Source organism: Klebsiella pneumoniae subsp. pneumoniae HS11286 (genome assembly GCF_000240185.1).
Taxonomy (GTDB): Bacteria; Pseudomonadota; Gammaproteobacteria; order Enterobacterales; family Enterobacteriaceae; genus Klebsiella; species Klebsiella pneumoniae.
In genome coordinates, this window is the sequence record NC_016845.1 from 1384821 (window position 1) to 1397725 (window position 12905).

Sequence of the window (12905 nt, forward strand, 5' to 3'; positions counted from 1 at the left end):
ATTTGCCCGGTACAAAGGAGCTGAATCAGGAGGTGTACCATGAAAAAGATGATTTCTCTGGCAGTAATTTTATCCTGTGTGCTGAGCGTCCCGGCCTTTGCCGATGGCCCGAACGACGGCCATCGTCCGGGGCAACCCACGGTGTGGCAGAACGGTCCGGACCATGACGGGCATGCACCGCAGGGCGGACCTGACGCGCATCATCAGGGCGACCATGACCAGCGTGGCCCGGATCGCGACGGCCATGACAAACGCGATCTGGCACGTCATGAGCAGGACCATTTCGCCTGGCGCGGGAACGATTTCCGCAAAGGCCACCCGGCTCCGGCGCCGTTCCGTGGCGATGAATATCGCGTCCGCGACTGGAGCGACCGCGGCCTGCCGCCCCCGCCGGAAGGCCATCACTGGTCCTATATCGACGGTAACTATGTGCTGATCGCCGCGGCGACCGGGATCATCACCTCGATTCTGGTGAGCGGCGCCCTCGGCCACTAAATGCGCTGCTCCGCGACGCCGGGTCAGGAAAAGCCTGATCCGGCGATGGCGCACTCGCGGAAAGCTACGGATCCAGCGCAGCATCCGGCCAGTATTTATAACCATTGATCGTTGCCTGGGTGGACAGTTCTTTTTCGGTCAGATGATAAACGTTGACCTTCGAGGACAACGAGGCGGTATCTGACGCCACGCCGCTGGAAGCGGCGGCGATCGGCGCGCTGCAGCCCGCCAGCGCAACGATTGCGAGAAGGAAAAGCCTCTGTAATTGCCTGCCCGTTTATTTTATATAACGCTGGATGTGGCCGTGCACGGTAGGGTAAATAACTGGAAATCCTCAAAAAAATAAACTTTTATTTTTTAATTGCACTATTTTTATTATTCATTGCGCTGTGATGAGTGAATTATTAAATAAGATGCGTCCATTCCAGGTATTAGAAATGCTGCTTGCATAAACTTTTCATCGCGATACCGTGATAAGTCCTTAATTTATTTCCCGGAGAGCGGCATGAGTGATTATGTAATTCCAGAAATTAAAGCGACGGAAGCGGAAATGATTTCTATCCGTCATTATTTACATGCCAATCCGGAATTAAGTCTTGAAGAGTTTAATACCAGCGAACTGGTCGCCAGCAAGCTGACGGAATGGGGCTATCAGGTGACGCGCGGTCTCGGCAAGACCGGCGTGGTCGGCAGCCTGAGCAAAGGCGATTCTCCGCGCACCATCGGTTTACGCGCCGATATGGATGCCCTGCCGATCGAGGAAACCACCGGTTTACCCTGGGCCAGCACGGCGCCAGGAAAAATGCACGCCTGCGGCCATGACGGTCACACCACCATTCTGCTGGCGGCGGCGAAATATATCGCCTCGCCGGCCTGTCAGTTCAACGGCACGGTGCATCTGATTTTTCAGCCGGCGGAAGAGGCTATCGGCGGCGCGGATTTAATGATTAAAGACGGCCTGTTCGAGCAGTTCCCCTGCGAACGCATCTTTGGCTTGCACAACATGCCAGGCCTGCCTGTAGGCAAGCTGGGCTTCTACGCCGGCAACTTCATGGCCTCGGCGGACACCGTCAAAATCACGATTACCGGCTACGGCGGCCACGGCGCCCACCCCGAGCGCACCGTCGACCCGATCGTCGCCGGTGCGGCGCTGGTGATGGCCCTGCAGAGCATTGTGGCGCGCAACGTGCCGCCGGGGGAAACGGCAGTGGTCAGCGTCGGCACCTTCCAGGCCGGTATCGCCTCCAACGTCATTCCGGAGAGCGCGGTGATGGAGCTGAGCGTGCGGGCGATGAAGCAGGAAATCCGCGACCTGCTGATCAAGCGTATTCACGAGCTCGCTGACTTTACCGCCAAAAGCTATGGCGCCAGCAGCGTAGTGGAGGTTTACGACTCCTATCCGGTATTAACCAACAGTCCTGAAGAGACCGATTTCGCCCGGGCGCTGGCGCTGGAGGTGTTTGGCCGCGAAGGGGTCCTGGAGTCGGTCTCGCCGATGAACGCCAGCGAGGATTTCGCTTTTATGCTGCGCGAACGCCCGGGCAGCTACTTCCTGCTCGGCAATGGCGAGAAAGGGGAGAAGGGCGGTTGCATGGTGCACAACCCCGGCTACGACTTTAACGATGACATTATCACCATCGGCGCGACGCTGTTCGCCCGTCTGGTGGAAAAACACTGTCGCTAATCTCTGGAGAAGAACGCGAATGAAAAAATCACTGTTGCTATGGCTGGCATTAATGGCGTCGACGTCGGCGCTGGCCGAAGGGGGAAAGGAGATCCGCTTCGGCGTCGACCCGACTTTCGCGCCGTTTGAATGGAAAGATCCGCAGGGCAAGCTGGCGGGGTTTGATATCGATTTAGGCAACGCCATTTGTCAGCAGCTGCAGGCGAAATGCGTGTGGGTGGAAAGCAATTTCGACGGCATTATCCCGGCGCTGAAGGCGCGTAAATTCGACGCGATCCTTTCCGGGATGTATATGACCGAGAAGCGCAAAGCGCAGATTGCCTTTAGCGACAAGTTGTATAACGGGCCGGTGTTCCTCGTGGCGCGTAAAAATACCCTGCAAGGCAATACGCCGGAACAGCTGAAGGGCAAAACCATCGGCGTGGAGCAGGGCTCGGCGCAGGAGACGTATGTTAACCAGCACTGGCGGCCGCAGGGGATAAACATTGTGGCCTACCAGGGGGCCGATAGCGTGGTGCGTGACCTGGAGTCGGGGCGCATCGACGGCGCGGTGCTCTCCGGGATGATGGCCGACTACAGCTTCCTGCAGCAGCCGCAGGGTAAAGAATTCGCCTTTGTCGGCGGCCATCTGCAGGACGATACGCTGTTTGGCGCCGGGGCGGCGATAGGTTTGCGTAAAGACGATGAGGCGCTGCGTCAGGAAATTAACGGCGCGATTGCGAAGATTCTTGCCGACGGCACCTATAAAAAATTAGCTGGCAAATATTTTAGCTTTGATGTTTATTCCGGGACATAATGTCAGAGTGTACCTGCGGGCGTGGAGCGCCCGCCGTAAGATTCCTTTTCTGATTATCCAATCGACCTCCTCTCCTGACCCCTGTGGTTACCTGAGGGAAGCAGAATATAAGCTAAGGAGTACTCGGCATGATGACACGTCCTTTGGGCAAAACCGGATTTTCCATCGCCCCATTAGTCTTTGGCGGCAACGTCTTTGGCTGGACCATCGATGAAAAAACCAGTTTTGCTCTTCTTGATGCTTTCGTTGACCACGGTTTTGACGCTATCGATACGGCGGATGTTTATTCCCGCTGGGCGGAGGGCAACCAGGGCGGCGAATCTGAAACCATAATCGGCCGCTGGCTACAGGCGCGCCCCGGCATGCGCGATAAAGTCAAAATTTTCACCAAAGTCGGCTCCGATCTCGGCCTCCCCGGCCATAAAGGGCTCAGCAAAGCCTGGATCCAACAGGCGGTTGACGACTCTCTGCGTCGCCTGAATACCGATTATATCGACCTCTATTTCTCCCACTGGCCGGATCCGCAAACCCCGGTGGCGGAAACGCTGGAGGCCTTCCACAGCCTGCAGCAGGCCGGAAAAATCCGCGCGATGGGGGCCTCTAACCTCGATGCGATGCAGCTGGCGGGGGCGCTGGAGGTGGCGCGTAAGGGCGGCTTGCCTGCGTGGCAGGTGCTGCAGCCGGAATATAACCTCTACCACCGCTCTGCGTTTGAAGGCGCGCTGTGCGATCTCTGCGTCAGCCGCGATATCGGGGTGGTGACCTACTACAGCCTGGCCTCGGGGTTCTTAACCGGTAAGTACCGCCAGCCGTCGGATCTGACACAGAGTCAGCGCGGAAGCGGGATTGGTAAGTACCTGAATCCGCGCGGGATGCGGATTATCGATACCCTGGCGGCGGTCGCGGACGAGCAGGGCGCGAAGCCGGCTGAGGTTGCCCTGGCGTGGCTGATCGGCCGCGAAGGGGTGACCGCGCCGATCGCCAGCGCCACCAGCGTGGCTCAGGTGGAGAGTTTTGCCCGCGCGGCGGCGCTGAGCCTGAGCGCGGAGCAAGTGGCGCGGCTGGACGGCGCCAGCGCCTGAGGCAATCCCTCTTCCCGGCGGGGAGAGGGGGGAAGGCTATACATGACGCGGAGCGTAGGCCGGGTAAGGCGCCAGCCGCCACCCGGCAAAATAACGGCGCAACCGGAAATGTCCCTGCCCGCGCTGCGCTTAGCAGGGCTACAGCTTCTATGTTACTTCCGGGCCGATTGCGCTCCCGGTTAATTGTCTGCGTTATGGCAGTCATGGTGCAGGGAGCGCACAGGGGGCGGCCAGTCGCCGCCGCCCCCTGTACCCCCGGGCTCCGGCCAGCAACATCGCCGCTGCGCGGTGCCTTCGACTTATCCCTGCAGGCTTCGGGTCGGGCCGAGGCAGCGTCCGTGCAAAACACGGCCCTCAGCCCGCATCCATGCGGGCTGCCCCGGCCTTCCGGGAACGTCTCAGCGATGTTGAGGCCGCAACACCGGCAGTTTCAGCAAGACTGGTGAATAAATTAACGACAGGTTGCGCGAATCGTAGGCCGGGTAAGGCGCCAGCCGCCACCCGGCAATAAAGCGGCTCTGTGCCTGATAGCATCGCCCGGTGGCGCTGCGCTTACCGGGCCTGCGAGGTGTGAGCCTGTGAGAGGCCCCGGTAGGCCGGGTAAGGCGCAGCCGCCACCCGGCGAAATGACGGGTGCGGTGCCTGAAAGCGTGCCCGGCGGCGCCCTACTATTCCTGATGGCGGGTGACGTTGAGGATCTTCGCGCTGGCGCCGACCGGAAAATTGCTGAGGGCGCCGAAATCGCTGCCCTGATAGCCCATGATCTTGCCGTCAGTGCGCATCTGCTGCAGATCGATGAGGATCACCCCCAGCGTGGGAATGATTTTCTCCCGCCAGACGAACAGATAGAGATCCTCAGCCACCTGCACATAGTGGCAGCGATCGACATCCGCCAGCCCCTTTTCCACGCCGTCCAGACACTGCCAGGCGTAAAAATTATCGTTGAGATAGATGTGCTCATAGCGCTCGGTCGGGCTATAGGTGTACTGATTGCGCATGCCAATGAGCGCATCGGTAAAGCCCGGCAACGGCCCCGGCTGGGCATCCAGGCGGGCGAAGACGAAACGGGCCTCAACCGCGGTCAGCGGCAACCCTTGTTCTACCCGGCTGAAGGCGTCCAGCCGCGCGGCGGCTTCGTCCGGCAGCTGGCCGTATACCAGCGTGGCATTGCGCTGCGTCAGGTTGCATACCGCGCTAATGCTGGCGTTATCCCGCTCCGGGTCAAGGAAGTCGATAAACAGAATGTCCGGGCGCAGGGCGGTCGCCCGCCAGGGGGCGCGCTTGCCGTTCCAGCTTAGCGTCTGCTCATCTTCGATAACCAGCTGCTGCGGCTCGCTCCCGGCGACATAAAAGGTAAAGTTTTCGCCGGCGGGCAGGCTGGCGGTAGCCAGCAGGTTACCGTGCGGCGCAAAACCATCGGCCAGCGCGCCGACCTGGATAAATACGGCTTCTGAAGTCATAGGGGCTCCTGAACAGAGTAGGGCGTTAGGCAAACGCCAGAGTGGGAACATCGACGATACTGGCCCCGCCGTCGGCGACCAGCGTAGCGCCGCTGATGATGGCGGCCTGCGGCGAACAGAGAAACTGACTGGCCTGGGCTATCTCCTCGGGGCTGGCGGGGCGGCGCAGCGGAACGTCACGACAGACCCGCTGATAAGCCTCAGTCAGCGACAGCCCTTCCGCCTGCATCAGCGGGCGCATCTCTTCATCCGCCATCGGCGTCGTGACCCAGCCGGGACAGACGGCGTTAGCGCGTACCCCCTGGGGGCCATAATCGCGGGCGACGGAGCGCATCAGGCCGATTAAAGCGTGTTTGGCGGTGACGTAGCCGCAGGCCTGCGGCCCGGCGGCCAGAGAGGCGATGGAGGCGACAAACAGCACATTGCCGCGGCGGGCAATCAGCGAAGGCAGACAGGCGCGAACGCTGGCGAAGGCGCTGGTTAGATTGCCGTCCAGCGCCTCGCGCCATTGGCGGTCGCTGGTCTCGGCGGCGGGGCTGTTGCCCATCCCGCCGGCGCTGCAGATGAGGACATCAATCCCGCCGGTCTGGTCGAGGATGGCCGGCAGCAGCCGCTGGCGCCACACCTCGCCGTCGGCGGCATCGCCCACCAGCGCCGTGGCGCCGGTCTCATCAGCGACAGCCTGCAGCGGCGCTTCGCGCCGTCCGGTAATAAACACCCGGTCGCCCGCGGCGCGCATCAGCCGCGGGCAGGCGGCGCCAATTCCGGTTCCACCGCCGGTTATCACCACGACTCTCGCCATCCGCACTCTCCTGTAATGGGGTTTCCGATTACCTTAAAAAGCGCGTCAGGTCCCGGCTATCGCCCGGAAGAACGATAGCCGTGGCGGTTAATGGATCTCGCTCACAGGGATCGCCTGCGGCGCAGGCACCGGCTTCATGGTGGCGGGGTCGACCGCCAGATAGCGCCCGGTTTTGCTATCGATACCGACGTAGTCGATCATTTTGCCCTGCGCTTTGGTAACCATGGTGCGCTTAGCAAATGCCTCGTAGGCCTCGCTCATGGCTTTGACCCGATCGGGATGTTCGGCCGCGACATCATGCGTCTCCAGCGGGTCGTCGTGCAGATTAAACAGCTGCCACGGCGCGTCGCCGGCGGTGAGGCCGCGCGGCACCAGCCGTCGCAGCTTCCATTCGCCATCGACCCAGGCCGCCTGATGATGCAGTTCAACCCCGTAGTTGCCGCGCGGCGGCTCCTGTACTTCGCCGGTGAGATAGCGCTTAAAGCTGACGCCGATCATCGGCAACACCGACTTCTTCGCCAGCGACTTGTTCGGATCGATGCCGGCGAACTCATATAGCGTCGGCGCCACGTCATACACCGCCATCGTCGAGGCGTCGATTTTACCGTGGCGGGTGATCCCGGGACCGGAGATCATAAAGTCGGTATTGATGCCGCCCTGGGCGCTGGTGGTTTTGTGATAATTGGCGTAGGGGGCGTTGCTGACGTTGGCCCAGTGGGGGCCGTAGGAGACAAATGATCCTTTGCGGCCGACGTTGTCATAGCTGTTATCGAACTGCTTCCAGAATTCCGGGGTAGATTCGTAGTAGAAACCCTGCGCCGGGTTGGCGCCGTTATCGGTTAAAAAGACCAGCAGGGTATTTTTATCGCGCCCGGTTTGTTTCAGCGTCTCCATCAGGGTGCCGATTTGCGCGTCCATATTGGCGATCATCGCCGCATATACCTGCATCACTTTTGCCGTATATTTCTGCTGCTCTGGCGTTAGTGCCTCCCACTCTTTATCCAGCTCCAGATGCGGCAGCGGGGTATCGTCATGGATAATTCCCAGCGCTTTCAGGCGGGCGATGCGCTGGCGATAGACCTCGGCGTAACCCTGCTCATACTGGCCTTTGAAGCGCTTAATCCACTCGTCCGGCGCCTGCAGGGGATCATGAGGGGCGGTGAAGGCCAGCCAGGCGAAGACCGGCTGTTCCTTCGGCGTCGCTTTAATCCAGCTGTTCATCTGGCGGGCGTAGGCTTCGCTGGAGTAAAAATCATCCGGTAGGGAGACGCGCTCGCCGTCGCGGGTGTAGTAGGTGTGGAAGGCTTCAACGGTCCCCAGCGGTATCGCGTCGTTAAAGTGGCTGGTGCCGCCGCCCATAAAGGCGAAGGCGTGATTAAAGCCGCGATCTTTCGGCGTGGCGCCGGGAACAAAACCGAGGTGCCATTTACCGGCCATCAGGGTGTTATACCCCGCGTCTTTAAAGCGCTCGGCCATGGTGGTGACGCGGTCGGTCAGCCGCAGCTCGTAGCCCTCCTTGCCAATGGTGCTGTCGTACCACCACATGCCGCCCATCCCAGCCTGCTGGTTACTGTTGCCGGTGAGCAGCATTGAGCGCGCCGGGGCCGACATCGGCGAGGTGTAATACTGGCTCATGCGCATTCCCTGCTCGGCCATCGCCTGCAGGTTGGGGGTGGGGATCTCGCCGCCAAAGGGGCTGATGTCCGAGTAGCCCATATCATCGGCGATAATCACGATGACGTTTGGACGCTCCTGCTGCGCGGCGTGCGCGCCACCGGCGAGGATCATGCTGACCGCCGCGGCCATGGCTTTTTTGTTCACGACTGACTCTCCTGTTCAGAGGGGGATATCATCAGGGTAAGGCGCTACGCAGTATGCGCAGTCCCAACAAACGCGGCCCGCCAGGCCTTCAGGCCATTCAGGTCGCGGGAAAAGGGGCGTACTGGCGCGAGGATGTCGCTAAAGAAGCGGTAGTAGCCGCCGCAGAGGCGGTTGTTGCCTGCGGCGTTGAGATGCGCCGGGCAGCCGCCCTGGCAGACCATTTTTACCGAGCAAGTCTGGCATTCGCGGCGCAGACTTTTCTGCTGACCGAACGGCAGTTGCACCGAGGCGTCGACCGCGGCGGCGAGCGTCTGCTCATCGAGGCGGCCCAGCCGATGTTCGGCGTTGATCAGGTGGTCGCAGGCGTAGAGCTGTCCGTCGGGCTCCATCACCAGGTTGCTGCCGCAGCGGGCGCTGTGCACGCAGCTGCCGCTGGTATGAGTGAAATACTGCGCCCACGCCTGTTCGATATTGATAACGAACACCCGCCCCCTATCGCAGCGCTTCCGCCACTGTCGCCAGATGCCGACCATAAAACGTCCCCAGTTATCGGCGCTGAGCTGGTATCCTTCGCGCAGGGCCGCGCCTTCGCTCATCAGCGGCTGAAACTGCAGATAGCGCGCGCCGAGGCTGACCAGCCGGTCATAAATCGCTGCCGCGTGGGCCGCCATCTCGTTATGCACCACCACCAGCAGATTAAAGTCCACCTGATGCTGATGGAGCAGGTCAATGCCGCGCAGCGCCGCCGACCAGGTCGACCGGCCGCGTTTATCCGGACGATGGTAGTCCTGCAGCGCTTCGTTGCCTTCGAGGCTCAACCCGATAATAAAGCCATGTTCGCGGAACAGTCGGCACCATGGGTCGTTGATCAGCGTCCCGTTGGTCTGCAGGCTGTTGCTGATAGTCACGCCGTCGGGGGCATAGCGCGCCTGCAGGGCGAGCGCTTTTTTGTAGAAGCTCAGGCCGGCCAGCAGCGGCTCGCCCCCCTGCCAGACAAAGTTGATTTCCCGCGCGCCGGCGGGCTGGGCGGCAATATAGCGGCGGATAAACTGCTCCAGCCGCGCGTCATCCATCTTGTTGACCGGCGTTTCGTCCTGCGGGTAATAGCAATAGCGGCAGGCGAGATTGCAGGCGGGGCCAATCGGCTTCATCAGAATATGAAACGGCACCGGCGAGCGCGGCTCAGCGGCCAGCGGAATTTGCTGCTGGCGCAGGGCGGCGATATTCAGCATCGGCTTATCCTCGGTTAATGACCGGTACTGTTGATATTATTTTGGCAACAGCGGGTCAGGCGTAATCACATGATTAAGCCGCGGCGAAAATTAATTGCATCCTGATAAGGGTATAAGTGAAAAAAACAAAAATCCATCGTTCTTTAGGATGAGAATCACGCGTCGGGAATAGGGTTTTTTTATCACCAGGGGCAGGTACGCCGGGTGTTAATCTTATTTGTTTATGTTTTAACGCCGCTATCGTAAAGCATGGCCGGGGTGTTTTTTAAATGCTTTATATAACAATGTATTGCTGAAAATTTTGTAACGGCTATCACATTGTTAATATGTTAATGATTGTGTTACTTAAATGTGAAATGTATGCTTCAGTTATCAGTAGTCATCCATGTGTCATGTACCATCATCTCGACGGGGAGGCCCTATCATGTCTGCTTTGTTAAAAGCCAGCCGTAATGATGCGATAATAGCCCGTTGTTTACAGACTATTTCCCAGTTAATTCCACTAACTTCAGCGGTGTTTTATCGAGTAAATAATCGTTTAAAACCCGAAAACTATATATTGCATAATATTTCCGATAATACGCACCAACAATATCTGGAAAACTTCCAGCCGCTGGATCCGCTTCTGCCGTCGCACTTTAGCCACCAGAACACCACCGTGGCGGCGATGACGCCGCGGCTCTGCGACCGCAACCGGCATTACTATCATGAATTTATGTTGCCGAATAACGTGCGCGACATGACCGAGATCTTTATCCGCCGCGAGCGGCGGATCGTCGCCGGTATCTCGCTGATGCGCGACGTGCCTTTCTCCAGCGAAGAGCGCCAGCGGGCCCAGGCGGTGCTGCCGCTGGTAGAGCTGGCCATTCGCGACTGCCTGCAGGAAGAAGATGATCTGCCCGCCATCCTGACGGCGAAAGAGCGGGAAATCGTCGGCATGGTGCGCGAAGGCGCCAGCAATAAGCTGATTGCCCGCCAGCTGGATATCTCGCTCTCGACGGTAAAAACGCACCTGCGCAATATTTTCGCCAAGACCGAAGTGGTCAATCGTACCGAACTGGTTTCCCGAACCTGGATGCCGGCCGCTCAGCGTACGCTGCATCTGTAATCTGACTTTCGCATCCCGCGCGCGCCGTGGCAGCACGGCGTTTTCCTGATGCCTGTGGGTATCACTCCCTGGAGGATCCCCCGGGGGGAGGCTTTTTTGACCGGAGCACGCCCTACGATGTCGAGTACACCTCTCACTGATAATGCGCTTTCCCGGCCCGCCGGGCTGGTGGTGTCCCTGCGTTTGCTGGCGGCGATCGTGATTTTTGCCGCTATTGCGCCGGGTATTCTGATGACCGCGCCGGCGGTGGCGGCGCAGCTGGCCAGCGAATGGCAGCTAAAACCCGGGCAGATCGGCTGGCTGTTCTCAGCGGAGCTGGGGGCGATGAGCCTGGCGACGCTCCCGGCGTGGTGGTGGATGAGCCGCCTCGACTGGCGGCGGGTTGCCCTGACGGCCGGGGTGGTGTTTCTGGCCGCCAACCTCGCCTCGGCGGTGGTCACCCAGTATGAGACGCTGCTGGCGGCGCGCTTTATCGCCTCGCTGGCGGGCGGCACGTTGATGATTTTGTGCATCAGCTGCGCGGCCGGAACGCCGAACCCGTCGCGGGTCTACGCCTTCTGGGTGCTCGGGCAACTGCTGTTAGGGATGCTTGGCCTGCTGGCGCTGCCCGGCCTGTTCGCGACCTTTGGCCTGAAGGTGGTGTATCTGATCCTCGCCGCCATCATGCTCTGCTGTTTGCCGCTGGTATCCGCTTTCCCTCCGCGCTTTCAACCGCTTTCAGTCTCCCGCCAGCAGCCGTCGACGGCGCTGTGGCGTCAGGCGCTGGCGGTGCTGGCGGTGCTCACTTTCTATATCAGCCTTAGCGCCGTGTGGACCTTTATCGGCACCATCGGCAGCGCGGCGGGGCTGAGCCCGACGCAGGTCGGTCTGGTGCTGGCGGCGGCGACGGTTTGCGGCATTATCGGCGCCGGCGGCGCGGCCCTGCGCGGCACCCGGCGGGCCGATCGTTTACCGGTGTGGCTGGGCTACGGCCTGTTGATCGTCAGCGTTGGGCTGCTGATCGGCCAGCCGCTGCTGGTGCGTTACGCCATCGCGGCGCTGCTGTTTAAGTTCACCTGGACCTTCGTGCTGCCCTTTATTCTCGCCCGCGTGGCCGGGCTCGATAACAGCGGTCGGCTGATGAACAGCATCAATCTGGTGATCGGCGGCGGCATGGCGGCTGGCCCGGCGCTTGCGGGGGCCTTACTGCAACACTTCGCCAGCGCCGACCCGCTGCTGGCGGCGGCAGGCGTCTGCGCGCTGCTGTCACTGATTTTAATTGTGGCGGCATCCGCCGCCGGGAAGGCTTAGCCCACGGGAGGATAGAGTGAAAAGAAAAACCGGTTTCTTTTTTGATGAACGTTGTTTCTGGCACAGTACCGGTCTGCACGCGGTGACGCTGCCGGTGGGCGGGTGGGTACAGCCGCCCGCCGGCGGCGGTCATGCTGAATCGCCAGAGACCAAACGGCGGATGAAAAACCTGATGGATGTCTCCGGGCTGACGCCGCAGCTGGCGCTGCGCAGCGCGGCGCCGGCGAGCCTTGAGGACCTGCGGCGGATCCACCCCGACAGCTATCTGGAGCGCTTCAAGGCGATAAGCGATAACGGCGGCGGCATGCTCGGCAAAGAGGCGCCGCTGGGGCCGGGCAGTTATGAAATCGCCTGTCTTTCCGCCGGGCTGGCCTGTGCGGCGGTGGAAGCGGTGCTGAAGGGGGAGCTGGATAACGCCTATTCGCTGTCGCGCCCGCCCGGACACCACTGCCTGCCGGACCAGTCGATGGGATTTTGTTTCCTCGCCAATATTCCCATTGCCGTCGAGCGAGCGAAAGCGCAGCTGGGGCTGGGCAAGGTGGCGATCATTGACTGGGATGTTCACCACGGTAACGGCACCCAGCATATCTACCTGCAGCGCGACGACGTACTAACTATCTCCTTGCATCAGGACGGCTGCTTCCCGCCGGGCTACGCCGGCGAGGACGATCGCGGCGTGGGCGCGGGCGAAGGTTACAACATCAATATTCCGCTGTTGGCCGGGGCGGGGGATGACAGCTGGCGCTATGCGCTGGAAACTATCGTTATTCCGGCGCTGGCGCGTTTTGAGCCGGAGCTGATCATCATCGCCTGCGGCTATGACGCCAACGCCATGGATCCATTAGCGCGGATGCAGCTGCACAGCGATAGCTTCCGGGCGATGACCGAACAGGTCCAGCAGGCGGCGGATCGCCTGTGCGGCGGGAAACTGGTAATGGTGCACGAGGGCGGCTACGCCGAATCCTACGTGCCGTTCTGCGGCCTGGCGGTGATGGAAGCCCTGAGCGGCATCCGCACCGAGGTCCAGGATCCGCTGCTGGAATTTATTCAACAGCAGCAGCCGCGCGCCACGTTCGCGCAGTTCCAGCGCCAGGCCATCGATCGGCTGGCGCAGCAGTTTGGTTTGCTATAAACC

General features: G+C 60.6%; 13 protein-coding genes. 8 read left to right on the forward strand and 5 right to left on the reverse strand.

Features of this window, described 5'->3' with window-relative positions:
- Positions 1 to 39 precede the first annotated feature (39 nt).
- Positions 40 to 495: an RcnB family protein gene (locus KPHS_13370; RefSeq protein YP_005225637.1), complete on the forward strand. Its 456-nt coding sequence runs from the start codon at positions 40 to 42 to the stop codon at positions 493 to 495.
- Between the two features lie 64 nt (positions 496 to 559).
- Here KPHS_13370 and KPHS_13380 read toward each other — a convergent pair whose 3' ends face one another.
- Positions 560 to 685 (reverse strand): hypothetical protein, encoded by a 126-nt coding sequence (locus KPHS_13380; protein ID YP_005225638.1) that lies wholly within the window; start codon positions 683 to 685, stop codon positions 560 to 562.
- On the opposite strand from KPHS_13380, the gene KPHS_13390 reads away from it, so the two are divergent.
- The 4 genes from KPHS_13390 (at position 648) to KPHS_13420 (ending at position 4057) form a co-directional block, all read left to right on the forward strand.
- Entirely contained in the window at positions 648 to 785 is a 138-nt protein-coding gene (locus tag KPHS_13390; protein YP_005225639.1) for a hypothetical protein, read from the forward strand. The two genes, KPHS_13380 and KPHS_13390, sit on opposite strands and share 38 nt — an antisense overlap.
- 215 nt (positions 786 to 1000) lie before the next feature.
- Positions 1001 to 2179 carry an aminobenzoyl-glutamate utilization protein gene (locus KPHS_13400; protein YP_005225640.1) on the forward strand — a complete coding sequence of 393 codons (1179 nt, stop codon included), beginning with the start codon at positions 1001 to 1003 and terminating at the stop codon, positions 2177 to 2179.
- Between the two features lie 19 nt (positions 2180 to 2198).
- A complete protein-coding gene (locus tag KPHS_13410) occupies positions 2199 to 2975 on the forward strand; it encodes an amino acid ABC transporter substrate-binding protein (RefSeq protein ID YP_005225641.1) in 777 nt (258 codons plus the stop codon).
- Between the two features lie 128 nt (positions 2976 to 3103).
- On the forward strand, positions 3104 to 4057 hold the full coding sequence (locus KPHS_13420) for a putative aldo/keto reductase (RefSeq protein ID YP_005225642.1): 954 nt from the start codon (positions 3104 to 3106) through the stop codon (positions 4055 to 4057).
- A 668-nt stretch (positions 4058 to 4725) separates the two neighbouring features.
- Here the strand turns inward: KPHS_13420 and KPHS_13430 are convergent.
- From KPHS_13430 to KPHS_13460, 4 genes are all read right to left on the reverse strand, one after another.
- Complete coding sequence (locus KPHS_13430) at positions 4726 to 5517, reverse strand: molybdenum cofactor biosynthesis protein F (protein YP_005225643.1); 792 nt, start codon at positions 5515 to 5517, stop codon at positions 4726 to 4728.
- A gap of 25 nt (positions 5518 to 5542) precedes the next feature.
- On the reverse strand, positions 5543 to 6319 hold the full coding sequence (locus KPHS_13440; RefSeq protein YP_005225644.1) for a putative 3-ketoacyl-(acyl-carrier-protein) reductase: 777 nt from the start codon (positions 6317 to 6319) through the stop codon (positions 5543 to 5545).
- A gap of 87 nt (positions 6320 to 6406) precedes the next feature.
- Complete coding sequence (locus KPHS_13450) at positions 6407 to 8140, reverse strand: putative arylsulfatase (RefSeq protein YP_005225645.1); 1734 nt, start codon at positions 8138 to 8140, stop codon at positions 6407 to 6409.
- 44 nt (positions 8141 to 8184) lie between these two features.
- Positions 8185 to 9372: a putative iron-sulfur modifier protein gene (locus KPHS_13460; protein YP_005225646.1), complete on the reverse strand. Its 1188-nt coding sequence runs from the start codon at positions 9370 to 9372 to the stop codon at positions 8185 to 8187.
- 424 nt (positions 9373 to 9796) lie between these two features.
- On the opposite strand from KPHS_13460, the gene KPHS_13470 reads away from it, so the two are divergent.
- The 3 genes from KPHS_13470 (at position 9797) to KPHS_13490 (ending at position 12902) form a co-directional block, all read left to right on the forward strand.
- Positions 9797 to 10480, forward strand: a complete 684-nt coding sequence (locus KPHS_13470; RefSeq protein ID YP_005225647.1) for a regulatory protein — start codon at positions 9797 to 9799, stop codon at positions 10478 to 10480.
- Between the two features lie 117 nt (positions 10481 to 10597).
- On the forward strand, positions 10598 to 11770 hold the full coding sequence (locus tag KPHS_13480; protein YP_005225648.1) for a transporter: 1173 nt from the start codon (positions 10598 to 10600) through the stop codon (positions 11768 to 11770).
- A 16-nt stretch (positions 11771 to 11786) separates the two neighbouring features.
- On the forward strand, positions 11787 to 12902 hold the full coding sequence (locus KPHS_13490; RefSeq protein YP_005225649.1) for a putative deacetylase: 1116 nt from the start codon (positions 11787 to 11789) through the stop codon (positions 12900 to 12902).
- Positions 12903 to 12905 lie beyond the last annotated feature (3 nt).